This is a genomic window from Pseudomonas sp. NFACC24-1, from assembly GCF_900115235.1.
GTDB classification, from domain to species: domain Bacteria; phylum Pseudomonadota; class Gammaproteobacteria; order Pseudomonadales; family Pseudomonadaceae; genus Aquipseudomonas; species Aquipseudomonas fluorescens_AA.
The window spans coordinates 102874-123414 of sequence record NZ_FOVS01000012.1; the positions used below are offsets into that span (position 1 = coordinate 102874).

Below are 20541 nucleotides of genomic sequence, written 5' to 3' on the forward strand. Positions count from 1 at the left end.
CATGTTCAAATATATTGGCGACATCGTTAAGGGTACCGGTACCCAACTGCGAAGCCTGGTCATGATCTTCGGCCATGGCTTTCGCAAGCGCGACACCCTGCAATACCCGGAAGAGCCGGTCTACCTGGCACCCCGTTACCGTGGCCGCATCGTCCTGACCCGCGACCCCGACGGCGAGGAACGCTGCGTGGCCTGCAACCTGTGCGCCGTGGCGTGCCCGGTAGGTTGCATCTCGCTGCAGAAAGCTGAAACCGAAGACGGTCGCTGGTACCCGGACTTCTTCCGCATCAACTTCTCGCGCTGCATTTTCTGCGGCCTCTGCGAGGAAGCCTGCCCGACCACCGCGATCCAGCTCACGCCGGATTTCGAAATGGCCGAGTTCAAACGTCAGGACCTGGTGTACGAGAAAGAAGATCTGCTGATTTCCGGTCCCGGTAAAAACCCTGATTACAACTTCTATCGTGTTGCAGGCATGGCCATTGCCGGTAAGCCAAAAGGCGCCGCGCAGAATGAAGCCGAACCGATCAACGTGAAGAGCTTGCTGCCTTAAGGAAGAAAGATGGAATTCGCTTTCTATTTCGCATCGGGTATCGCGGTGGTGTCCACGCTTCGTGTGGTCACCAACACCAATCCCATACATGCCCTGCTCTACCTGATCATTTCGCTGATCGCCGTGGCCATGACCTTCTTCGCCCTCGGCGCGCCGTTCGCCGGTGCCCTGGAAGTGATCGCCTACGCCGGCGCCATCATGGTGCTGTTCGTGTTCGTGGTGATGATGCTCAACCTCGGCCCGGCCGCGGTCCAGCAGGAACGCTCCTGGCTCAAGCCGGGCATCTGGGCGGGGCCGGTGATTCTCGCCGCCCTGCTGCTGGGTGAACTGCTGTATGTGCTGTTCGCTCACCAGAGCGGCCAGGCCATCGGCCACACCACCGTAGGCGCCAAGGCCGTGGGCATCAGCCTGTTCGGTCCGTACCTGCTGGTGGTCGAACTCGCCTCGATGCTGCTGCTTGCCGCAGCCGTCACGGCGTTCCATTTGGGCCGTAACGAGGCGAAGGAGTAATCACATGCCTGCTATCCCTCTCGAACATGGCCTGGCGGTTGCCGGCATCCTGTTCTGTCTCGGTCTGGTCGGCCTGATGGTCCGCCGCAACATTCTGTTCGTGTTGATGAGCCTGGAGGTCATGATGAATGCCTCCGCCCTGGCCTTCATCGTCGCGGGCGCTCGCTGGGCGCAGCCGGATGGACAGATCATGTTCATCCTGGTGATCAGCCTGGCAGCCGCCGAGGCCAGTATCGGCCTGGCGATCCTGTTGCAGCTGTATCGCCGCTTCCACACTCTCGATATTGACGCTGCCAGCGAGATGCGCGGATGAACCTTCTCTTCCTGACTTTCATATTTCCTCTTGTCGGTTTCCTGCTGCTGTCGTTCTCCCGTGGACGCTGGTCGGAAAACCTGTCGGCGCTGGTTGGCGTGGGTTCCATCGGCCTGTCTGCCATCGTCACGGCCTACGTGATCTGGCAATTCAACGTCGCCCCGCCGGAAGGTGGCCGGTACGTGCAAGTGCTGTGGCAGTGGATGGCGGTGGAAGGCTTCACGCCGAACTTCGCCCTGTACCTGGACGGCCTCTCGGTCACCATGCTCGGCGTGGTGGTCGGCGTGGGTTTCCTGATCCACCTGTTCGCGTCCTGGTACATGCGCGGTGAAGCCGGTTACTCGCGCTTCTTCGCCTACACCAACCTGTTCATCGCCAGCATGCTGTTCCTGGTGCTCGGCGATAACCTGTTGTTCCTGTACTTCGGCTGGGAAGGCGTGGGCCTGTGCTCGTACCTGTTGATCGGTTTCTACTACAGCAACCGCAACAACGGCAACGCCGCACTCAAGGCGTTCATCGTGACCCGGATCGGCGACGTGTTCATGGCCATCGGCCTGTTCATCCTGTTCCAGCAACTGGGCACGCTGAACATCCAGGAACTGCTGGTCAAGGCACCCGAGCACTTCAAGGTCGGCGACTTCTGGATCGTCCTGGCGACCCTGATGCTGCTGGGCGGTGCCGTTGGTAAATCCGCACAACTGCCGCTGCAGACCTGGTTGGCGGACGCGATGGCCGGCCCTACCCCGGTCTCGGCACTGATCCACGCCGCGACCATGGTGACCGCGGGCGTCTACCTGATCGCCCGCACCCACGGTCTGTTCGCCCTGGCGCCGGACATCCTGCACCTGGTTGGCATTGTTGGCGGTGTGACCCTGGTGCTGGCCGGTTTTGCCGCCCTGGTACAGACCGACATCAAGCGCATCCTCGCCTACTCGACCATGAGCCAGATCGGCTACATGTTCCTGGCCCTGGGCGTGGGTGCCTGGGAAGGCGCGATCTTCCACCTGATGACCCACGCCTTCTTCAAGGCCCTGCTGTTCCTGGCGTCCGGTGCGGTGATCGTGGCCTGCCACCACGAGCAGAACATCTTCAAGATGGGCGGCCTGTGGAAGAAACTGCCGCTGGCCTACGCCAGCTTCATCGTCGGCGGCGCGGCCCTGGCGGCCCTGCCACTGGTCACCGCCGGTTTCTACTCCAAGGACGAGATCCTCTGGGAAGCCTTCGCCAGCGGTAACCAAGGCCTGCTCTATGCCGGCCTGGTGGGTGCGTTCATGACCTCGCTGTACACCTTCCGCCTGATCTTCATCGCGTTCCACGGTGAAGCCAAGACCGAAGCCCATGCCGGCCACGGAATTGCCCACTGGCTGCCGCTGTCGGTGCTGATCGTGCTGTCGACCTTCGTCGGCGCCCTGATCACCCCACCGCTGGCCGATGTGCTGCCGCAAAGCGTCGGCCATGCCGGCGGCGAAGCCAAGCACAGCCTGGAAATCGCCTCGGGCGCCATCGCCCTGGCGGGTATCCTGCTGGCCGCCCTGCTGTTCCTGGGCAAGCGTCGTTTCGTCACGGCGGTCGCCAACAGCGGCATCGGGCGGTTCCTTTCGGCCTGGTGGTTCGCCGCCTGGGGCTTCGACTGGATCTACGACAAACTGTTCGTCAAGCCATACCTTGCGATCAGCCACATTCTGCGCAAAGACCCGCTCGACCAGACCATTGGCCTGATCCCGCGCATGGCCAAGGGCGGTCACACCGCCCTGAGCCGTACCGAGACCGGTCAACTGCGTTGGTATGCGGCTTCCATGGCGGCTGGCGCCGTGCTGGTTATCGGCGCCATCGTGCTGGTAGCGGTCTGATATGAACCTTGCGAACTTGCGAAAGGAAACGAGCCCGTCATGATTCTGCCCTGGCTAATCCTGATCCCCTTCATCGGCGGCCTGCTGTGCTGGATCGCGGAGCGCTCCAGCTCCACGCTCCCGCGCTGGATTGCGCTGCTGACCATGTCCCTGGAACTCGCGCTCGGCCTCTGGCTGTGGGCGACCGGCGACTATTCATTCGCTCCGGCCCCTGGCGCCGATCCGACCTGGGCACTTGAGTTCAAGCACGCCTGGATCGCTCGCTTCGGCATCAGCGTGCACCTGGCCCTCGACGGCCTGTCGTTGCTGATGATCCTGCTGACCGGCCTGCTGGGTATTCTCTCGGTCCTCTGCTCCTGGAAAGAGATCCAGCGTCACGTCGGTTTCTTCCACCTGAACCTGATGTGGATCCTGGGCGGTGTCGTCGGCGTGTTCCTGGCGCTGGACCTGTTCATGTTCTTCTTCTTCTGGGAAATGATGCTGGTGCCGATGTACTTCCTCATCGCGCTCTGGGGTCACAGTTCTTCGGACGGCAAGAAAACCCGGATCTACGCGGCGACCAAGTTCTTCATCTTCACCCAGGCTTCCGGCCTGATCATGTTGGTGGCGATCCTTGGCCTGGTGCTGGTCAACTTCAACAACACCGGCGTGATTACCTTCAACTACGCCGACCTGTTGAAAGTGCAAATGTCGCGCACCACCGAGTACGTGCTGATGCTGGGCTTCTTCATCGCCTTCGCGGTGAAGCTGCCGGTGGTGCCGTTCCACTCCTGGCTGCCGGACGCCCACGCCCAGGCGCCGACCGCCGGTTCCGTGGACCTGGCGGGTATCTTGCTGAAGACCGCGGCCTACGGCCTGCTGCGCTTTGCCTTGCCGCTGTTCCCCAATGCCTCGGCGGAGTTCGCGCCGATTGCCATGACCCTGGGCCTGATCGGAATTTTCTACGGTGCGTTCCTGGCGTTCGCCCAGACCGACATCAAGCGCCTGATCGCGTTCTCCAGCGTCTCGCACATGGGCTTCGTGCTGATCGGGATCTACTCCGGCAGCCAGTTGGCCCTGCAAGGCGCGGTGATCCAGATGCTCGCCCACGGCCTGTCGGCGGCAGCGCTGTTTATCCTCAGCGGTCAGCTGTACGAGCGCCTGCACACCCGGGACATGCGTGAAATGGGCGGCATCTGGTCGCGCATCGCCTACCTGCCGGCCATCAGCCTGTTCTTCGCGGCCGCGTCCCTGGGCCTGCCGGGCACGGGCAACTTCGTCGGCGAGTTCCTGATCCTGATCGGCTCGTTCGTCAGTGCGCCTTGGATCACGGCGATTGCCACCTCTGGCCTGGTGTTCGGTTCGGTCTACTCGCTGATCATGATCCACCGCGCCTACTTCGGTCCGGCCAAGTCGGATGAAGTGTTGCGTGGCATGGACGGTCGCGAACTGATCATGGTGCTCGGCCTTGCGGTGCTGCTGGTTTACCTCGGCGTGTACCCGCAACCGTTCCTCGACACCTCTGCCGCCACGATGCATGGCGTGCAGCAGTGGCTCGGCACCGCCTTCTCTCAACTCGCTTCGGCCCGGTAAGAGCGCTATGGAATTCACGATTCAACACTTTATCGCGCTTGCGCCGCTGTTGATCACCAGCGCCACGATCATCGTGGTGATGCTGGCGATCGCCTGGCGGCGCAATCACTCGCAGACCTTCCTGCTGTCGGTGGCGGGGCTGAACCTGGCCCTGCTGTCGATTTTGCCGGCCCTGAAAGTCGCACCACTGGCGGTCACGCCACTGATGCAGATCGACAGCTTCGCCTGCCTCTACATGGCGTTGATCCTGGTCGCCACCCTGGCCTGCGTCACCCTCGCCCACGCCTACCTCGGCGATGGCGGCTCGGGTTACCCGGGCAACCGCGAAGAACTGTACCTGCTGATCCTGATGGCCGCCGCCGGTGGCCTGGTGCTGGTCAGCGCGCAGCACCTGGCCAGCCTGTTCATCGGCCTGGAACTGCTGTCGGTACCGGTCTACGGCCTGGTGGCCTACGCCTTCTTCAACAAGCGTTCCCTGGAAGCCGGCATCAAGTACATGGTGCTGTCGGCGGCCGGTTCCGCGTTCCTGTTGTTCGGCATGGCCCTGCTCTACGCCGAAGCCGGCACCCTGAGCTTCGTCGGCATCGGCCAGGCCCTGGCGGCCACCGGCCTGCCTAGCCCGATCGCGCAACTGGGCCTGGGCATGATGCTGATCGGCCTGGCGTTCAAGCTGTCGTTGGTACCGTTCCACCTCTGGACCCCGGACGTCTACGAAGGCGCCCCGGCGCCGGTGGCGGCGTTCCTGGCCACCGCGTCGAAAGTGGCGGTGTTCGCGGTCATGGTGCGGCTGTTCCAGATCTCGCCCGTGGCCAGCAGCGGTGTACTGAGCAACGTGCTGACCATCATCGCCATCGCGTCGATCCTGTTCGGTAACCTGCTGGCACTGACCCAGAGCAACCTCAAGCGTCTGCTGGGTTACTCGTCCATCGCCCACTTCGGCTACCTGCTGATCGCCCTGATCGCCAGCAAGGGCCTGGCCGTGGAAGCCATCGGCGTGTACCTGGTCACCTACGTCATTACCAGCCTCGGCGCCTTCGGCGTGATCACCCTGATGTCCTCGCCGTACAACGGCCGCGACGCCGACGCCCTGTACGAATACCGCGGCCTGTTCTGGCGCCGTCCGTACCTGACCGCCGTGCTGACCGTGATGATGCTGTCCCTGGCCGGCATCCCGCTGACCGCCGGCTTCATCGGCAAGTTCTACATCATCGCCACCGGCGTCGAGGCTCACCAATGGTGGCTGGTCGGCTCCCTGGTGCTGGGCAGTGCCATCGGCGTGTTCTACTACCTGCGCGTGATGGTCACCCTGTACCTGATGGAACCGAACCTGCGTCGTCACGATGCCGAGTTGCACTGGGAACAGAAGGCAGGCGGCGTGATGCTGCTGGCCATCGCCGTGTTGGCGTTCTTCCTGGGCGTGTACCCGCAGCCGTTGCTGACTTTGGTCCAGCAGGCTGGCTTGGTGGGCTGATCGCCCAAGCGTTGTAGCCATCGAAAGTGCCCGTATCGCAAGATACGGGCATTTTTTTGGCTCTCGTTCGCGAAGAGTGATACGAGATAAGACAAGAAGCGCGGACTGATTCAGGTCCTTGACGCTGCCACCTTATTCAATATGATTAACCTTGAATCAGATTGCTGTACATCGATACAAAATAAATCGCTAATCATCGGCCTGGAAGCGGTTGTTTGAGAAGGCTGGCTATTCCCGCCAATTGAAAGGGGTCATCCATCATGGCAACCACCACGAAAACTCGCTCTGTCACCGCCCACGTCCCAGTGCAACTGGCCGAAAAAGTCGACCTGATGGCTGAACGCCTTGAGCGCTCCAGGAACTGGATCGTCAAACAAGCTCTATCTGCTTGGATAGATCAGGAAGAGGAGCGCAGTCGTCTGACCCTCGAGGCCCTGGCCGATGTTGACGCTGGCCGTGTGATTGATCACCAGGCGGTCCAGGCTTGGGCCGATAGTCTCAATACCGACACTCCGTTACCGGTCCCGCGCTGATGGAGTTGAAGTGGACCAGCAAGGCACTGTCCGGCATAGCCCGACTCTATGAGTTTCTGGCATCGGCGAACCAACCCGCTGCCGCACGAACAGTACAACAGCTCACGACTGCACCGACCTCATTGCTGGTCAACCCACGCATGGGTGAACGCCTGGAAGAGTTCGAACCTCGGGATGTGCGCACAATTCAGGTCGGCCACTACGAGATGCGCTACGAAATAGTAGGTTCCACCCTGTACCTGCTGCGCCTGTGGCACACACGTGAGGATCGATAACGTCGACTCGGCCAGCCTGGTCGCGATGACAGCGGCACCTTCAACATCGATGCAAGCTGACCTACCGCTTTCGTGAGCAAGCCCGCTCCCACAGAAACTCAGCGCGCCTGCCAGTCAAAGTGCAAGACCATTTCTCCCGCCCTCTTGCAGCTTGCACGAACATGAAAAACCACCTTGATACAACCAATTGTTTTTAAACGTTTTTTTAAGACGATTCGGCTGGCACGGCTGATGCAATTCATCTCATACGCGGCGTTGGCGCTTGAAGCCGGCCCGTAACCGTGAATTGCCTGGAGCTACTTATGAACGCCATCGATCTGTTGAAAGCCGACCATGAACGCGTCAAAGCCATCCTGACTCAACTGAGCGAGTCGACCGAACGCGCCGTGAAAAAACGCACCGACCTGTTGGCGAAACTGGAAATGGAAATTTCCATCCATACCCGTCTGGAAGAAGAGATTCTGTATCCGGCTTTCAAACAGGCAGGCGGCAAGGATGAGGCCGAAATGTATTACGAAGCCAAGGAAGAACACCGCACCGTCGATTCGCTGGTGCTGCCGGACTTGAAAACCACCGACCCGACCCAGCCAGAATTTGCCGGTCGCGTGAAAGTGGTCAAGGAGCTGCTTGAGCACCACATCGAGGAGGAAGAAAAAGAAATGTTCCCCCACGCGAAAAAACTGCTGGGCAAGGCAAAACTGGACGCCTTGGGTGCGGAAATGGAAACCATGAAAGCGCAGTACAAAAAAGAGCTGAGCAGCGCCAACCTCGCCGCCTGACTCCCAACGCCGTAATGCTTTAGCCCGTCTGTGACGGCGGAATGCATTGCGGCGTTTTACTGCATCTGTTCGCGCAGAAACTCCACCAGCGCCTGCACCGGGCGTGAGCCTTGGCGATGTTGCGGGTAGACCGCCGACAGCGCCAGGGGCTCGGTTTCGAACCCCTCCAACACCTTGATCAACCGACCCTCCTTCAAGGCATCGCCGAGGATGAAGGTGGGCAGGTAAGTGACCCCCATTGCGGCGATGGCCGCGTCCCTGAGCAAATCACCGTTATTGGCGCGCATGCGTCCCGTGACCTCCAGGGTCAACGGTTTGCCGGCCCCCGCGAAACGCCACTGCACCTGGCGGCTGTGACCATAGGGCAGGCAGTCATGATGACGCAGGTCTTCAGGTCGCGTGGGTATGCCTTTTTGCGCCAGGTAGGCGGGACTGGCGCAGTACACCCGCTCGATGGTCGCGATGCGCCGGGCAATCAGCGTCGAGTCCTCCAGCACGCCGATGCGCAGCGCCAGGTCATAGCCCTCCCCCAGCAGGTCTACCGAACGGTCGCTCAGGTCCACTTCGACGCTGACACCAGGATAGCGCTGCAGAAAAACCGGCAAGAGGCTGCCCAGATGCGCTACCGCGAACGACAGCGGCGCACTGAGGCGAATGGTCCCGCGAGGTTCGCTGGTCTGGCCGCTGATCCCCTGCTCCACTTGTTCGACGTCATTGAGCAGGCGCAGCGACGCTTCGTAATAGCGCTGGCCCAACGGAGTGACGTCCAGCCGGCGAGTCGAGCGATTGAGCAGGCGCACCCCCAGGCGCTGCTCCAATGCCATGAGCTTGCGGCTGACGAACTGCTTGGACAGCCCCAGCTTGTCCGCCGCGGCGGTGAAGCTGCCTGACTCCATGACCTGGGCAAAGATGCGCATTTCTTCGAAGGGGTTCATTGTCATTCCTGGGGTGGGGCTTTATTTAGACATCAGGCCGAATACAAAACCTGTGGCGAGGGGATTTATCCCCGCTGGGCTGCGTAGCAGCCCCTATAATTAATCACGTAAACATTCTGACACACCCAGTTGGCCTATTTTTGGACCGCTGCGCGGCCCAACGGGGATAAATCCCCTCGCCACAAGGAGTCATTGGCCAGACAAAAAGATGCCCGCACATTGGCGGGCACCTGTTCAGCCAGGAAACTACTTACTTGGCCGTCAGCGCCGAGTAGCTGTTCATCAGGTTGCGGTAGTTCGGAATGCGCTGGGACAACAGGTTGCCCAGGCCTTCGATGTCGTTGCGCCAGTCGCGGTGCAGCTCACAGGCCACCGAGAACCAGTTCATCATCTGCGCGCCGGCGGCGGTCATGCGGACCCAGGCGGCCTGTTGCACGGTTTCGTTGAACGTACCCGAGGCATCGGTCACGACGAACACGTCGAAACCTTCAGCCAGCGCCGACAGGGTCGGGAACGCTACGCAGACATCGGTGACCACGCCCGCGATGATCAATTGCTTGCGGCCGGTGGCCTTGATCGCCTTGACGAAATCTTCGTTGTCCCAGGCATTGATCTGGCCTGGACGCGGGATGTATGGCGCGTCCGGGAACATTTCCTTGAGCTCCGGCACGATCGGGCCGTTGGGGCCTTGTTCGAAGCTGGTGGTCAGGATGGTCGGCAGTTCGAAGAACTTCGCCAGGTCGGCCAAGGCCAGCACGTTGTTCTTGAACTCGTTGGGCGAGAAGTCCTGGACCAGGGAAATCAGGCCGGTCTGGTGATCGACCAGCAGGACCACCGCGTCGTCTTTGTTCAGACGGTTGTAGGCGGGAACGTTGCTCATGGGATGACTCCTTTGGGATGGATTGTGACAAAACCCTGGTGGGAGCGAGCTTGCTCGCGAAAGCGGTGTATCAGTCGACGAAAATGCTGAATGTCAGTCCGCATTCGCGAGCAAGCCCGCTCCCACAGGGGGATCTGTGTGTATCAGTCAGAAGGCAAAGCAGGAACAGCCAAACGCGCCCCAGAAGCCTTGGAAATCGCTGACCGGAACGTTCGACAGTCGTGCCCGTTCATGGCTGTGGGCATGCACCGTGCACGGACCGCTGCACTGGTGGACCTGAGCCTGCAACGGCGAAGTCGGGCGCCAATGGCCCGGGACCTTGACCACCGGTGACCAGTCGGGCAAAACCGGGACGCTGGCCGGGCCGAGTTTTTCGAAATCACCAGCGGCGTACACCACCTTGCCGTCCACAACGGTCAGTACCGACTCGATCCACTTGATGGCTTCTTCCTCGACGCTGAAGAAGTCCGCGCTCAGGGCCGCCAGGTCCGCCAGTTGGCCGACCTTGATCTGGCCCTTCTTGCCCTGCTCCGACGAGAACCAGGCGCTGCCATGGGTAAACAGTTCCAACGCGGTCAGGCGCGGCAGGCCCTCTTCGTGCAACGAAAGACCGCCGACCGTGCGGCCGCTGACCATCCAGTACAACGAGGTCCAGGGGTTGTAGCTGGAGACGCGGGTGGCATCGGTGCCGGCGCCCACCGGTACGCCTTCGGCCAACATGCGCTTGATCGGCGGCGTGGCTTCGGCGGCCTTGGCACCGTAGCGGTCGACGAAGTATTCGCCCTGGAAGGCCATGCGGTCCTGGATCGCAATGCCGCCGCCCAGCGCCCGCACACGTTCGATGTTCTTCGGCGTGATGGTCTCGGCGTGGTCGAAGAACCACGGCAGGCCGTTGAACGGAATATCGCGGTTGACCGTCTCGAACACGTCGAGCATGCGGCTGATGGATTCGTCATACGTGGCGTGCAAGCGGAATGGCCAGCGCTGCTCCACCAGGTGCCGGACCACCGGTTCCAGGTCCTGCTCCATGCCAGGCGGCAGGTCCGGACGCGGCTCGAGGAAGTCCTCGAAATCCGCCGCCGAGAACACCAGCATTTCCCCTGCGCCGTTGTGCCGCAGGAAATCGTCGCCCTGGTGCAGCTTGACGCTGCCGGTCCAGTTCTTGAAGTCGCTGAGTTCTTCCTTGGGCTTCTGGGTGAACAGGTTGTAGGCGATGCGCACCGTCAACTGCTGCTCGCGGGCCAACTGCTCGATCACCGCGTAGTCGTCCGGGTAATTCTGGAAACCGCCGCCGGCATCGATGGCGCTGGTCAGGCCCAGGCGATTGAGTTCCCGCATGAACTGGCGCGTGGAGTTGACCTGGTATTCCAGCGGCAGCTTCGGCCCTTTTGCCAGCGTCGAGTAAAGGATCATCGCGTTGGGCCGCGCCACCAGCATGCCGGTGGGCTCGCCCTTGCTGTCACGCACGATCTCGCCACCCGGCGGGTTCGGCGTGTCACGGGTGTAGCCGGCGACCCGCAGCGCGGCGCGGTTGAGCAAGGCGCGGTCATACAGGTGCAACACGAATACCGGCGTATCGGGGGCCGCCTGGTTGAGTTCTTCCAGGGTCGGCATGCGCTTTTCGGCAAACTGGAATTCGTTCCAGCCCCCCACCACGCGCACCCACTGGGGCGTCGGCGTGCGGTCGGCCTGGTCCTTGAGCATGCGCAAGGCATCGGCCAGGGACGGCACGCCTTCCCAGCGCAGTTCCAGGTTGTAGTTCAGGCCACCACGGATCAGGTGCAAGTGCGAGTCGTTGAGGCCGGGGATAACGGTACGCCCCTTGAGGTCGATGACCTGGGTGCCGCTGCCCCGCAGGGCCATGGCCTCGGCATCGGTGCCCACCGCGACGAAGCGGCCCTGGCTGATGGCGACTGCGCTGGCCCGAGGCTTCTCGCGGTCGACGGTATGGAATTGACCGTTGAATAGAATCAGATCTGCGTTCATAGGTTTTTCCTTCAACTATCAAAAATAGAATGTGTGGCGAGGGGCTTTATCCCCGCTCGGTCGCGTAGCGGCCGCTCTTTCAGGACTGCTTCGCAGTCCAGCGGGGATAAATCCCCTCGCCACAAGAGCGCTCGCCAGCACAATGTGATAACGCTTATGGTTTCAGCTGTTCGTGAGCTTTCGAGGCTTCCAGCCAAGGGGCGAACAAACGGGTCGCCAGCGGCATGCACACGTAGCAGACCGAGAGCACGATGGTCAGGGTGATCAAAAACGTGGCAACCACGTAGTTCGACAGAAAGGCGTTGAGTTGCAGCACCGGCCCCCAGAGCAAAGGCACCAGCAGCGTATGGGGCAGGATCACCAGCAGCGTCACCACGGCCTGCTTCCAGCGCGGCGGTGGCGTGGCGGCATCGGCCAGCGGGGCGAACCAAAACTCCTTGTGCGACCCGACTTCTGTCTGGTCGCCGTCGGCCAGCAAGGGTGCGGCTTCTTCCACCAGTTCCCGGCGTTCGGGTGAGTCCAGCCAGCGTTGCATGGCTTCGGTGGAGCAGAAACGCAGCACGCAGGTGAACAGCGACAACCCACCCAGTTTGCCGCGCACCACGTCCACGCCCAGGTGGCCCGGCCATTGACCGGCCACGCGCACGATGCGGCGTAACCAGGCCTCGTACGCCACGTCCTGGCCGGCCTTGATCCGGTGCTTGACCACCAGGGTCACGATTTCGTCGAAGCCGGGCCGGGATGGGCTCGCGGTGGATTCAACAGCTTGAGATTCAGGCATGGCGCAGCACTCCATCAAAACGCGCGTTCAGCGCCAGGCGCCCAGGCCCGGCAATGAACACGCTGGTAAATACAATCAGCAGCAACCAACCGAACTGCCCCTCTTCCAGGCTCCACTGCGGATGCACCACCAGCAGCGCCACCGCCAGCAGAAACAGGATGGGCAAGCACGCCAGGCGCACCAGCACGCCGGCCATGATCAGCAGCGGACACAGCACCTCGGCGAAAATCGCCAGGATCAGGGTTGGCGCCGCGCCGAGGTGAAACGGGTCTTCGATCCGGGTCAGCTCGACGCTGTAGTGCAACAGCTTCGGCAGCCCATGGACCCACAGCAGGAACAACCCGCCGCTCAGGCGCAGGAACAACAAGCCCAGGTCCTGCCACGGGCGCTCATCGGTCATGTTCATCGGTGCGCTCCGTCCGGGGCCGCCGAGGCAGCGGCCGGCAAGGGTTGGGACATGTGACTGGCAATGCGCGAGCGCAGCCAGCGCTCCGCCGGGTCGTTGTCATGCACGCCGCTCCAGACCATCGACAGTTCGGCCGCATTGATCTCGAACGGCGGGTCCTCGGCACGCAGTGCGCAGCCTTCCACCAGCGCACAGGCGGCATAGTCGGGCACGGTGGCGATCAGCTCGGTGCCGGCCAGCAAGGCTCGCAGCCCGCTGAATTGCGGCACCGCCAGCACCACTTTACGGGTCCGGCCGATACGGGCCAGGTCCAGGTCGATGTTGCCGCTCAAGTCGCCCGAAAACGAAACCATGGCGTGGGGCCGCGAGCAGTACTCGTCCAGGGTCAGCGGCCCCGGGCGCTTGTCGCCACGCAAGACCTTGCAAGGAATGTCCCGCAGTTTCTTGCGTTTGGCATTGGCCGGCAGATCGGTGGTGTAGCTCACGCCGACGCTGATTTCACCGCTGGCCAGCAGCGACGACATCAGCAGGAAATTGGCTCGGCGCACCACCACGATGATCCCCGGCGCCTCTTCGCGCAGTTGGCTCAGCAGTGGAGGAAACAGGCCGAATTCGGCATCGTCGGACAGCCCGATGCGAAACACATCGCAACTGGTGGACGGGTCGAACGCCTTGGCCCGGCTGACCGCGCCGGAGATGGTGTCCATGGCCGGTTGCAGCTCTCGCAGGATCGCCAGGGCTCGCGGGGTCGGTTCCATGCCACGACCGTGACGGATCAGCAACGGGTCATCGAACAGATCCCGCAGCCGCCCCAGCGCCGCGCTCACCGCTGGTTGGCCCATGAAGAGCTTTTCGGCGACGCGGGTCAGGTTTTTCTCGAACATCAGCGCCTCGAAGATCACCAGCAGGTTCATGTCGAGACGGCGTAAATCGTTGCGGTTCATCGGTTTTTTGGTCCTGTTGAATGCCAAGGGTTGGTGGAGTCCCTGTGGGAGCGGGCTTGCTCGCGAAGGCGCACCGACATTCAACATCTTCGTCGACTGACACACCGCTTTCGCGAGCAAGCCCGCTCCCACATGAAATCTGTGCTTGCCTCATAGCATCAGGGCAAGCCCGGCACCTCCCCTTCAGCCCCGGATGAACGCCAGCAGGTCCGCGTTCAGCCGGTCCTTGTGGGTATCGGTCAGGCCATGGGGCGCGCCCGGGTACACCAGCAACTGCGAGTTCTTCAGCAATTTGGCGGCGGCGATGCCGGCGGTTTCGATGGGGACCACCTGGTCGTCATCGCCATGGACCACCAGAGTCGGCACGTCGATGTTGCGCAGGTCATCGGAAAGATCGGTCTCCGAGAACGCCTTGATGCAGTCGTAGGCGTTCTTGTGGCCGGCGAGCATGCCCTGCATCCAGAACCAGTCGATCATGCCTTGGGAGACTTTGGCGCCCGGACGGTTGGCACCGAAAAACGCGCTGGCCACATCTTTGTATAGCTGGGAACGGTCGGCCAGGGAGGCCTGGCGGAAACCGTCGAAAACTTCGATGGGCAAGCCGCCAGGATTGGCCGTGGTCCTGAGCATCAGCGGCGTCACCGCCGAGATCAGGCCGAGCTTGGCGACCCGGGCGGCGCCATGGCGACCGATGTAGCGTGCCACTTCGCCACCGCCGGTGGAGAAGCCGAGCAGCACCGCATCCTTCAAGTCCAAGCGTTCGATCAGCTCGGCCAGGTCATCGGCGTAGGTGTCCATGTCGTTGCCGTCCCAAGGCTGGCTGGAACGCCCGTGTCCACGGCGGTCATGGGCGATCACCCGATAGCCGTTGGACGCCAGGAACATCATCTGCGCCTCCCAACTGTCCGAGTTCAACGGCCAGCCGTGGCTGAAGACCACCGGTTGACCACTGCCCCAATCCTTGTAGTAGATCTCGGTGCCGTCGCGGGTGATGAAGGTGCTCATGACATGACTCCTTGAGGTGGGTGGATCGCTTTATGGTCTGGTCAGAGGGGGCATGGGCGTGAGTTAAACGTTGTTAATTTTTTCGGGACGAGGGTGTTAAAAACCCGGATTAAGACTGCTTTTGTGGCGAGGGGATTTATCCCCGCTGGGCTGCGCAGCAGCCCCAAAAGCGACATATCGGTGTGTCAGGCTGACTGGAGTTTGGGTTGTGGGGCCGCTTCGCAGCCCAACGGGGATAAATCCCCTCGCCACAGGGATCTGTGCCTGGCAGGGAAGCCCGCGCCGTTGCGCTTGAAGCCAAACCTGAGGAATATGCTCGGGTAAAGCCCAGGCATCGAGCCCAGAACATTTGAGAGCACCATGAGCCAATACCTCAGCCTGCCCGTCGAACAGACGGTGCATTTCGGCCCTTACCGGGTCCATCCGCGCCAGCGCCTGGTGCTGGAGGGCGAGCAACCGTTGCGCCTGGGACGACGGGCCGTGGAGATTCTGCTGGTGTTGCTCGAACACGCAGGCGAGGTGGTGAGCAAGCAGCAACTGATCGCCCGGGTCTGGCCCAGGAGCGTGGTAGAGGACACCAACCTGCGCGTACACGTCGCGGCACTGCGCAAGGCCCTCGGGGACGGCCAGGCCGGGCAGCGCTACATCGTCACCGTGGCGCAGCGCGGCTACAGCTTTGTCGCGCCGGTGTCATTCGGATCCCTCGACCCATTGGCGCGCATTCCTCATCCGTCCCTGGCGCGCAACCTGCCGCTGCAGCGCACGCGCCTGATCGGACGCCAGGCCTTGGTGGAAAACCTGGTGACCCAGTTGCCACGAAAGCGTTTCATTACCCTGGTCGGCACCGGCGGCATCGGCAAGACCACCGTCGCCCTGCGGGTCGCTGAACGGCTGATCGGCCACTACCGTGACGGCACCCATCTGCTGGACCTGGCATCGCTCAACGATGCGGCCATGATCGTCCCCAACCTGTGCGCATTGCTCGACCTGCCGCTGCAGGAGGGTGATCCGCTGGACACCGTCGCCCGACCGCTCAAGGAGCGGCATCTGCTGCTGGTGATCGACAACTGCGAGCACCTGATCGACGCCATCGCCCAGCTCAGCGAGACCTTGCTGCGCGGCGCCCCTCACCTGCACATCCTGGCCACCAGCCGCGAAGGCCTGCGCGCCGAAGGCGAATACGTGCAGCGCCTGGATGCCCTGGCATGCCCGCCCCGGGAAATGCCCATCGAGGGTTATCCCGCCCTGGAGTACCCGGCGCTGCAACTGTTTGCCGAGCGAGCGATGGCCAGCCGTGACGACTTCGAACTGACCGACCGCGAGGTGCCGTTGGTGGTCGACATCTGCCAGCGGCTGGACGGGATTCCCCTGGCCATCGAGCTGGCCGCCGGACAAATCGGCCGCTTCAGCCTCGAAGCGCTGCACCGGCAACTGCAAGACAATGTCGCCCTGCTCCACAACGACACCGACGCCGCCCCGCGCCAGCAGACCCTGCGCGCCACGCTGGACTGGAGCTTCGCGCTGCTCACGGCCTGCGAGCAGACCTGCCTGCGGCGGCTGGCGGTGTTCATGGGCAGTTTCAACCTGGCCTCGGCCGCGGCGGTGATCGTCGGCCAGCATGTCGCACCCGACCAGGTGCTGGTGTCGGTCAGCCAGTTGGTCGCCAAGTCGTTGCTCAACGTCGAGGTCGGCGATGAAGAGGTGCGCTATCGCCTGTTGGACACCACCCGCCGTTATGCCTTGGAAAAACTGGCCGAAGCCGGAGAATTGGCAGCCAGCCAGGAACGCCATGCCGAACGCTGCCTGGCCCTCATGGGGCAAGCGGAAAACGATTGGGAGAACACACCCACCCGATTGTGGATCGCCCGCTACGCCGACTATCGCGACGACATCCGCGCGGCGCTCGACCGCGGCTTGGGCCCGCAGGGTTCACACGCCGTGGCGATCCGCCTGACCGCCCGCACCCTGCCCCTCTGGCAGGAGCTGTCGCTGCTCAAGGAGCACGGCCTCTACGTCAACAAGGCGCTGCAATTGTTGCGGGCCAGCCCCACACCCTGCCCACGCTTGACCCTGGCCCTGGAGCTGGCCCACGCCAGTTTCAACTACCACACCGAGGGTGGCACGCCGGCCACGGTCCGCGCCTTCGCCAGCGCCCGGCAACTGGCCCGGCAATGCCAGGACCTGGCCAGCGAGCTGCGGGCCGTGTCCGGGCAAATGACCGTGGACCTCAGTTGCGGCAACTACCCACAGGCCCTGGCCCACAGCCTGGATTTCGACCGGCTCGGTTTGCAGGGCGACCCGATCCTGTCCTTGAGCACCCAACGCCTGCGGGTGCTGGCGCTGCATTTCACCGGTGACCAGGGCGCGGCGCGGCGCGAGGCCGAACAGGTGATCCAGCGCCTGGCCCAGAGCGGCCATCTCAGCCGCTTCAGCCACGGCTTCGGCGTTCAATACGACCAGAGCGTGGCCGCGCTGACGATTCTGGCGCGCATCCTCTGGCTGCAAGGTTTTGCCGAGAAAGCCCGGCGTACCGCCAACCTGGCACTGCAGATCGCCTTGCAGATCAATCACGGCATTTCGATCTGCTACACCTTGGCGCTGGCCGGTTGCGTGATCGCCCACTACACCGGCGATCATCCGATTGCCCGGGAAAGGCTCGACCTGTTGAAGCAGCAGGCCAAGAAACATTCGGTGATGCTGTTCCATGACTGGGCCTGTCATTACGACAGCGTATTCAACGACCAGCCCCTGGAGACGAGCCCGACAAACGGGCTGATCCAGGACATCGCCGTCACCCTGCGCCCTGGTGTTGTCAACCCGGCGCAACTGGAACGGGCCCGCAGTGGCGCCGCGGGCTGGTGCTCGGCGGAGCTCCTGCGGGCCGGCGCCGAAACCTGGCTGGCCCGGAACGAGCCCTCCTTGGAAGGCCCTGCCGAAACGCAACTGCTGGCCGCCCTGGCCGTCGCCCGTCAGCATCATGCCCTGGCCTGGGAACTGCGCAGCGCCACGTCCCTGGCCCGCTTGTGGCAACGCCGCGGGCAAGTCCACGCCGCGCAGGAGCTGCTCGGGCCGGTCTACCGACGCTTCAGCGAGGGATTCGACACCCCCGACCTATTGGAAGCCGGCGCGCTGCTCCAGGGGCTGACTCGCCGGTTGGGGCCTTGAATGGCCCGCGCCCCAAGCGCCTTGCAGCACATAACGCCGATGAAACACGGGCCACTGACCACTGCGCCGCAATTTGTCCAGGGCATAGGCGCGAGTAGTGTGCAGCAGTCGAAAACGTACTCCGTCGGCCAGCGGCTCCACCATCAGCAATGACACGCTCGCCAGCCGCAATAGCAACGAGGGCAATTGCCCGACACTCAGTTCAGCGCAACTGATTACGGCCAGCGCCGCCCTGAGCGTAAACGGCTCCTCGAACACCGCCAGGCGCTGGAACACGGTTTGCTCGTCAGCACTCAAACGCTCGACACTCGAATCCAGCACGGCCTCCAGGCTTCGATGCCGGGCCACCGCCGTACGCCGCCCGAGGCTCAAGATTGACAAGCCGTAATCCAATTGTTCGAGGACCCCGGCCAACCCCAAGGCGTCGGCCTGGGCCGCCGCCAGTTCCAACGCCAGCGGCAAGCCGTCCAGGCGCTGGCATATCCGGGCCAGGATCAGCCAGTCGCGGCCAACGGGCTGGAAACCCTGTTGCCGGGCGCCCACCCGCTCGACCAGCAACTGCACCGCCGGACACGCCTCGATCTGGTGCTCGGGTTCCAGAGGTGATGCCACGGCCAGGCCCGGCAGCGGCACGATCTTTTCGCCCGGCAGGGCCAGGGGCTCGCGACTGCTGCACAACAGCGACACCCCGGGCGCCGCCGCAGCCAATGCCTGGGCCAACTCCCGACAGGCATCGAGCACATGTTCGCAACCGTCGAGCACCAGCAACATGCGGCAGGACTCAAGGTGCCGGCCCAAGGAACCGGGCGCCAGACCCAGGGTGCCGGCCACCCGCGCCATCACCTGTGAAGAATCGTCGATGTCCGCCAGGTCAACGAACCAGGCCCCGTCGTCAAAGTGCTCAAGCAGCAGTTCCGCCACCCGCAACACCACGGTGGTCTTGCCGACCCCACCCGTGCCGCTCACGGTGGTCAGGGCTTGACGGGGCACTTGGGCCAGCAGCCGTCCCAGGGCTCTGTCGCGGCCGATTACCGGGCTCAAGCGCGTGGGCAGGTTGTGTCGCTCGCCCCTGGGACTCAAAGGCGACTCCACGCCTTCTTGCACCACCAGGGGCATCGCCAGGCAATAGCCTTGTCGCGGATGGTTGAGGATATAGCGAGCGCCATCCCGCCCGTCGCCGAAGGCCCGCCGCAGCGCCGCGATGTGCACCCGCAGGTTGATGGCTTCCACGACGCTGTCAGGCCAGACGTGGGCGATGAGGGTTTGCTTGCTGACGTAGTGGCCGGCGTGCTCCACCAGTACCTGCAGAACATCCAGGGCCCGGCCACCCAGCGCGAGGGGTTGGCCGTCACGGGTGACCAGCCGTTGCTGCCGGTAGAAGGCGAACGGACCGAAGCCTACCGCCGGCTCGCTATCGGGTTTGACGAAACTGTTCATGGGCGATCCAGCGCCGGATAACCGGTGCGGGCGTCAGCGTGCGGATCACCGAACACGTCTGCCCTGGGCTCCTGCGCATCCTTTCCAAAGGGTTCGCCGTAATCTTGGCAGGCGCAGGCCTCAGGACAATGCTGGCACTGGGAGCGTCACGGACATCACGGTGCCCTGGACGGACACCGACGCCTCAACTGAACTGCTGACGATATTGCACCGGGGTCAGGCCGAGCTTTTCACCGAACAAAAAGCGCATGTGCCGCACACTGCCGAAGCCACTGCGAAACGCCACGGTCTTGAGCGGCAGGTCAGTGGTCTCCAGCAGATGACGCGCCCGGTCGATGCGCGCGCCCTGCAGGAACTCCATGGGCGTCATCTTCACTTCACGGGCAAAGACCCGGGCGAAATGCCGCGCACTCATGGAGGCCAAGGCGGCCATGCGCTCAATGGTGAAGGGTTCTTCCAGGTGCTCCATCACATGATTCTGCACCCGGGTAATGGCCGATTCCTGCGTCGACACCGCCGCCACCGAGGGACTGAACTGTGCCTGGCCGCCCTGGCGCTTCATCACCACCAGCAACACCTTGGCCACGTCCAACGCGACTTTGCGGCCGTGATCCTGGGCCACGATGGACAAGGCCAGGTCGATCCCGGCGGTGACACCGCCCGAGGTGATCAGGCGGCGGTCCTGCAGGAAGATCTTGTCGGTTTCCACCAGGGCCTTGGGGAAACGTTGTATCAGGCGTTCGGTGTAATGCCAGTGGGTGGTGACGCGATAACCGTCGAGCAAACCCGCCTCACCGAGTACGAAGGCACCGGTGCAGATGGAGCCGTAGCGCGTAGCCCGTTGCGCCGCGGCCCGCAGCCAGGTGTGCAGCCCCGGATGCCGGTCGTTATAGGCCCCCGGCCCACCCGGCACCAGCAACACGTCATAGGCTGCCCATGCCTGGTCGATATGGATATCGGCCTGCACCGACACGCCGTTGGAGGCTCGCAACGGCCCGCGCTCGGTCCCCAGGGTCAGCAGTTGATAACGCAGGTCCCCTTCGAGGTAACGATTGGCGATGGAAAACACTTCCAGAGGCCCGGCCATGTCGAGCAGCAAAAAATCCGGGAACAGCACCATTGCAACGGTTTTCATTAAAAAGACGCCAA

At 62.9% G+C, this 20541-nt stretch carries 19 protein-coding genes and 1 pseudogene; 11 read left to right on the plus strand and 9 right to left on the minus strand.

The window, feature by feature from the left end:
* The first annotated feature begins 1 nt into the window (after position 1).
* The 9 genes from nuoI (at position 2) to BM317_RS13485 (ending at position 7853) form a co-directional block, all read left to right on the plus strand.
* A complete protein-coding gene (gene nuoI, locus BM317_RS13445; RefSeq protein WP_003180051.1) occupies positions 2 to 550 on the plus strand; it encodes an NADH-quinone oxidoreductase subunit NuoI in 549 nt (182 codons plus the stop codon).
* Between the two features lie 9 nt (positions 551 to 559).
* On the plus strand, positions 560 to 1060 hold the full coding sequence (nuoJ, locus tag BM317_RS13450) for an NADH-quinone oxidoreductase subunit J (RefSeq protein WP_060741545.1): 501 nt from the start codon (positions 560 to 562) through the stop codon (positions 1058 to 1060).
* Positions 1061 to 1064: 4 nt separating this feature from the next.
* Positions 1065 to 1373, plus strand: a complete 309-nt coding sequence (gene nuoK / locus BM317_RS13455; RefSeq protein ID WP_003180046.1) for an NADH-quinone oxidoreductase subunit NuoK — start codon at positions 1065 to 1067, stop codon at positions 1371 to 1373.
* A complete protein-coding gene (gene nuoL / locus BM317_RS13460; RefSeq protein ID WP_060741544.1) occupies positions 1370 to 3223 on the plus strand; it encodes an NADH-quinone oxidoreductase subunit L in 1854 nt (617 codons plus the stop codon). The genes nuoK and nuoL overlap by 4 nt, the downstream gene beginning before the upstream one ends.
* A 39-nt stretch (positions 3224 to 3262) precedes the next feature.
* A complete protein-coding gene (gene nuoM, locus BM317_RS13465; protein ID WP_060741543.1) occupies positions 3263 to 4795 on the plus strand; it encodes an NADH-quinone oxidoreductase subunit M in 1533 nt (510 codons plus the stop codon).
* A gap of 7 nt (positions 4796 to 4802) precedes the next feature.
* The gene (nuoN, locus tag BM317_RS13470; protein WP_092167110.1) at positions 4803 to 6266 is read left to right on the plus strand and encodes an NADH-quinone oxidoreductase subunit NuoN; all 1464 of its coding nucleotides are present in this window, start codon (positions 4803 to 4805) and stop codon (positions 6264 to 6266) included.
* Positions 6267 to 6526: 260 nt separating this feature from the next.
* Positions 6527 to 6799: a CopG family ribbon-helix-helix protein gene (locus tag BM317_RS13475; protein ID WP_060741541.1), complete on the plus strand. Its 273-nt coding sequence runs from the start codon at positions 6527 to 6529 to the stop codon at positions 6797 to 6799.
* Positions 6799 to 7074, plus strand: coding sequence for a type II toxin-antitoxin system RelE/ParE family toxin (locus BM317_RS13480; RefSeq protein ID WP_092167108.1), 276 nt, complete (start codon positions 6799 to 6801; stop codon positions 7072 to 7074). Before BM317_RS13475 ends, BM317_RS13480 begins: the two co-directional genes overlap by 1 nt.
* A 302-nt stretch (positions 7075 to 7376) precedes the next feature.
* Positions 7377 to 7853: a hemerythrin domain-containing protein gene (locus BM317_RS13485; RefSeq protein WP_053123224.1), complete on the plus strand. Its 477-nt coding sequence runs from the start codon at positions 7377 to 7379 to the stop codon at positions 7851 to 7853.
* 56 nt (positions 7854 to 7909) lie between these two features.
* Here BM317_RS13485 and BM317_RS13490 read toward each other — a convergent pair whose 3' ends face one another.
* Together BM317_RS13490 and ycaC are read right to left on the minus strand one after the other, a co-directional pair.
* Positions 7910 to 8788 carry a LysR family transcriptional regulator gene (locus tag BM317_RS13490; protein WP_092474565.1) on the minus strand — a complete coding sequence of 293 codons (879 nt, stop codon included), beginning with the start codon at positions 8786 to 8788 and terminating at the stop codon, positions 7910 to 7912.
* Positions 8789 to 9038: 250 nt separating this feature from the next.
* Positions 9039 to 9668 (minus strand): isochorismate family cysteine hydrolase YcaC, encoded by a 630-nt coding sequence (gene ycaC, locus BM317_RS13495; protein WP_014337664.1) that lies wholly within the window; start codon positions 9666 to 9668, stop codon positions 9039 to 9041.
* A 17-nt stretch (positions 9669 to 9685) separates the two neighbouring features.
* Between ycaC and BM317_RS31130 the strand changes: the two are divergent.
* Positions 9686 to 9796, plus strand: a pseudogene (locus BM317_RS31130) (metal ABC transporter ATP-binding protein); the annotation flags it as partial.
* Positions 9797 to 9815: 19 nt separating this feature from the next.
* Here BM317_RS31130 and BM317_RS13500 read toward each other — a convergent pair.
* The 5 genes from BM317_RS13500 to BM317_RS13520 form a co-directional block, all read right to left on the minus strand.
* Complete coding sequence (locus BM317_RS13500; RefSeq protein ID WP_092474567.1) at positions 9816 to 11654, minus strand: amidohydrolase; 1839 nt, start codon at positions 11652 to 11654, stop codon at positions 9816 to 9818.
* 154 nt (positions 11655 to 11808) lie between these two features.
* Positions 11809 to 12435, minus strand: a complete 627-nt coding sequence (locus BM317_RS13505; protein ID WP_092167103.1) for an antibiotic biosynthesis monooxygenase — start codon at positions 12433 to 12435, stop codon at positions 11809 to 11811.
* Complete coding sequence (locus tag BM317_RS13510; protein WP_072406841.1) at positions 12428 to 12841, minus strand: DoxX family protein; 414 nt, start codon at positions 12839 to 12841, stop codon at positions 12428 to 12430. Before BM317_RS13510 ends, BM317_RS13505 begins: the two co-directional genes overlap by 8 nt.
* Positions 12838 to 13785: a LysR family transcriptional regulator gene (locus tag BM317_RS13515; RefSeq protein ID WP_060741535.1), complete on the minus strand. Its 948-nt coding sequence runs from the start codon at positions 13783 to 13785 to the stop codon at positions 12838 to 12840. Before BM317_RS13515 ends, BM317_RS13510 begins: the two co-directional genes overlap by 4 nt.
* 183 nt (positions 13786 to 13968) lie before the next feature.
* Positions 13969 to 14790, minus strand: a complete 822-nt coding sequence (locus BM317_RS13520) for an alpha/beta fold hydrolase (protein WP_092167100.1) — start codon at positions 14788 to 14790, stop codon at positions 13969 to 13971.
* A 360-nt stretch (positions 14791 to 15150) separates the two neighbouring features.
* Between BM317_RS13520 and BM317_RS13525 the strand changes: the two genes are divergently transcribed.
* Positions 15151 to 17955, plus strand: a complete 2805-nt coding sequence (locus BM317_RS13525; protein WP_092474569.1) for an ATP-binding protein — start codon at positions 15151 to 15153, stop codon at positions 17953 to 17955.
* On the opposite strand, the gene BM317_RS13530 is transcribed toward BM317_RS13525, so the two are convergent.
* Positions 17902 to 19392: an ATP-binding protein gene (locus tag BM317_RS13530; protein ID WP_092474571.1), complete on the minus strand. Its 1491-nt coding sequence runs from the start codon at positions 19390 to 19392 to the stop codon at positions 17902 to 17904. The two genes, BM317_RS13525 and BM317_RS13530, sit on opposite strands and share 54 nt — an antisense overlap.
* Positions 19393 to 19576: 184 nt before the next feature.
* Entirely contained in the window at positions 19577 to 20527 is a 951-nt protein-coding gene (locus BM317_RS13535) for a GlxA family transcriptional regulator (protein WP_092167093.1), read from the minus strand.
* Between the last annotated feature and the right edge of the window lie 14 nt (positions 20528 to 20541).

Excerpts from the sequence above, each read along its gene's own strand:
- nuoK (WP_003180046.1), top strand. The coding sequence starts at position 1,065 with ATGCCTGCTATCCCTCTCGAACATGGCCTGGCGGTTGCCGGCATCCTG.
- BM317_RS13520 (WP_092167100.1), bottom strand. The coding sequence starts at position 14,790 with ATGAGCACCTTCATCACCCGCGACGGCACCGAGATCTACTACAAGGAT.
- BM317_RS13530 (WP_092474571.1), bottom strand. The coding sequence starts at position 19,392 with ATGAACAGTTTCGTCAAACCCGATAGCGAGCCGGCGGTAGGCTTCGGT.
- BM317_RS13535 (WP_092167093.1), bottom strand. The coding sequence starts at position 20,527 with ATGAAAACCGTTGCAATGGTGCTGTTCCCGGATTTTTTGCTGCTCGAC.
- BM317_RS13485 (WP_053123224.1), top strand. The coding sequence starts at position 7,377 with ATGAACGCCATCGATCTGTTGAAAGCCGACCATGAACGCGTCAAAGCC.
- BM317_RS13480 (WP_092167108.1), top strand. The coding sequence starts at position 6,799 with ATGGAGTTGAAGTGGACCAGCAAGGCACTGTCCGGCATAGCCCGACTC.
- BM317_RS13525 (WP_092474569.1), top strand. The coding sequence starts at position 15,151 with ATGAGCCAATACCTCAGCCTGCCCGTCGAACAGACGGTGCATTTCGGC.
- BM317_RS13510 (WP_072406841.1), bottom strand. The coding sequence starts at position 12,841 with ATGAACATGACCGATGAGCGCCCGTGGCAGGACCTGGGCTTGTTGTTC.
- nuoI (WP_003180051.1), top strand. The coding sequence starts at position 2 with ATGTTCAAATATATTGGCGACATCGTTAAGGGTACCGGTACCCAACTG.
- BM317_RS13505 (WP_092167103.1), bottom strand. The coding sequence starts at position 12,435 with ATGCCTGAATCTCAAGCTGTTGAATCCACCGCGAGCCCATCCCGGCCC.
- BM317_RS13475 (WP_060741541.1), top strand. The coding sequence starts at position 6,527 with ATGGCAACCACCACGAAAACTCGCTCTGTCACCGCCCACGTCCCAGTG.
- nuoJ (WP_060741545.1), top strand. The coding sequence starts at position 560 with ATGGAATTCGCTTTCTATTTCGCATCGGGTATCGCGGTGGTGTCCACG.
- nuoL (WP_060741544.1), top strand. The coding sequence starts at position 1,370 with ATGAACCTTCTCTTCCTGACTTTCATATTTCCTCTTGTCGGTTTCCTG.
- nuoM (WP_060741543.1), top strand. The coding sequence starts at position 3,263 with ATGATTCTGCCCTGGCTAATCCTGATCCCCTTCATCGGCGGCCTGCTG.
- BM317_RS13490 (WP_092474565.1), bottom strand. The coding sequence starts at position 8,788 with ATGAACCCCTTCGAAGAAATGCGCATCTTTGCCCAGGTCATGGAGTCA.
- ycaC (WP_014337664.1), bottom strand. The coding sequence starts at position 9,668 with ATGAGCAACGTTCCCGCCTACAACCGTCTGAACAAAGACGACGCGGTG.
- BM317_RS13515 (WP_060741535.1), bottom strand. The coding sequence starts at position 13,785 with ATGAACCGCAACGATTTACGCCGTCTCGACATGAACCTGCTGGTGATC.
- nuoN (WP_092167110.1), top strand. The coding sequence starts at position 4,803 with ATGGAATTCACGATTCAACACTTTATCGCGCTTGCGCCGCTGTTGATC.
- BM317_RS13500 (WP_092474567.1), bottom strand. The coding sequence starts at position 11,654 with ATGAACGCAGATCTGATTCTATTCAACGGTCAATTCCATACCGTCGAC.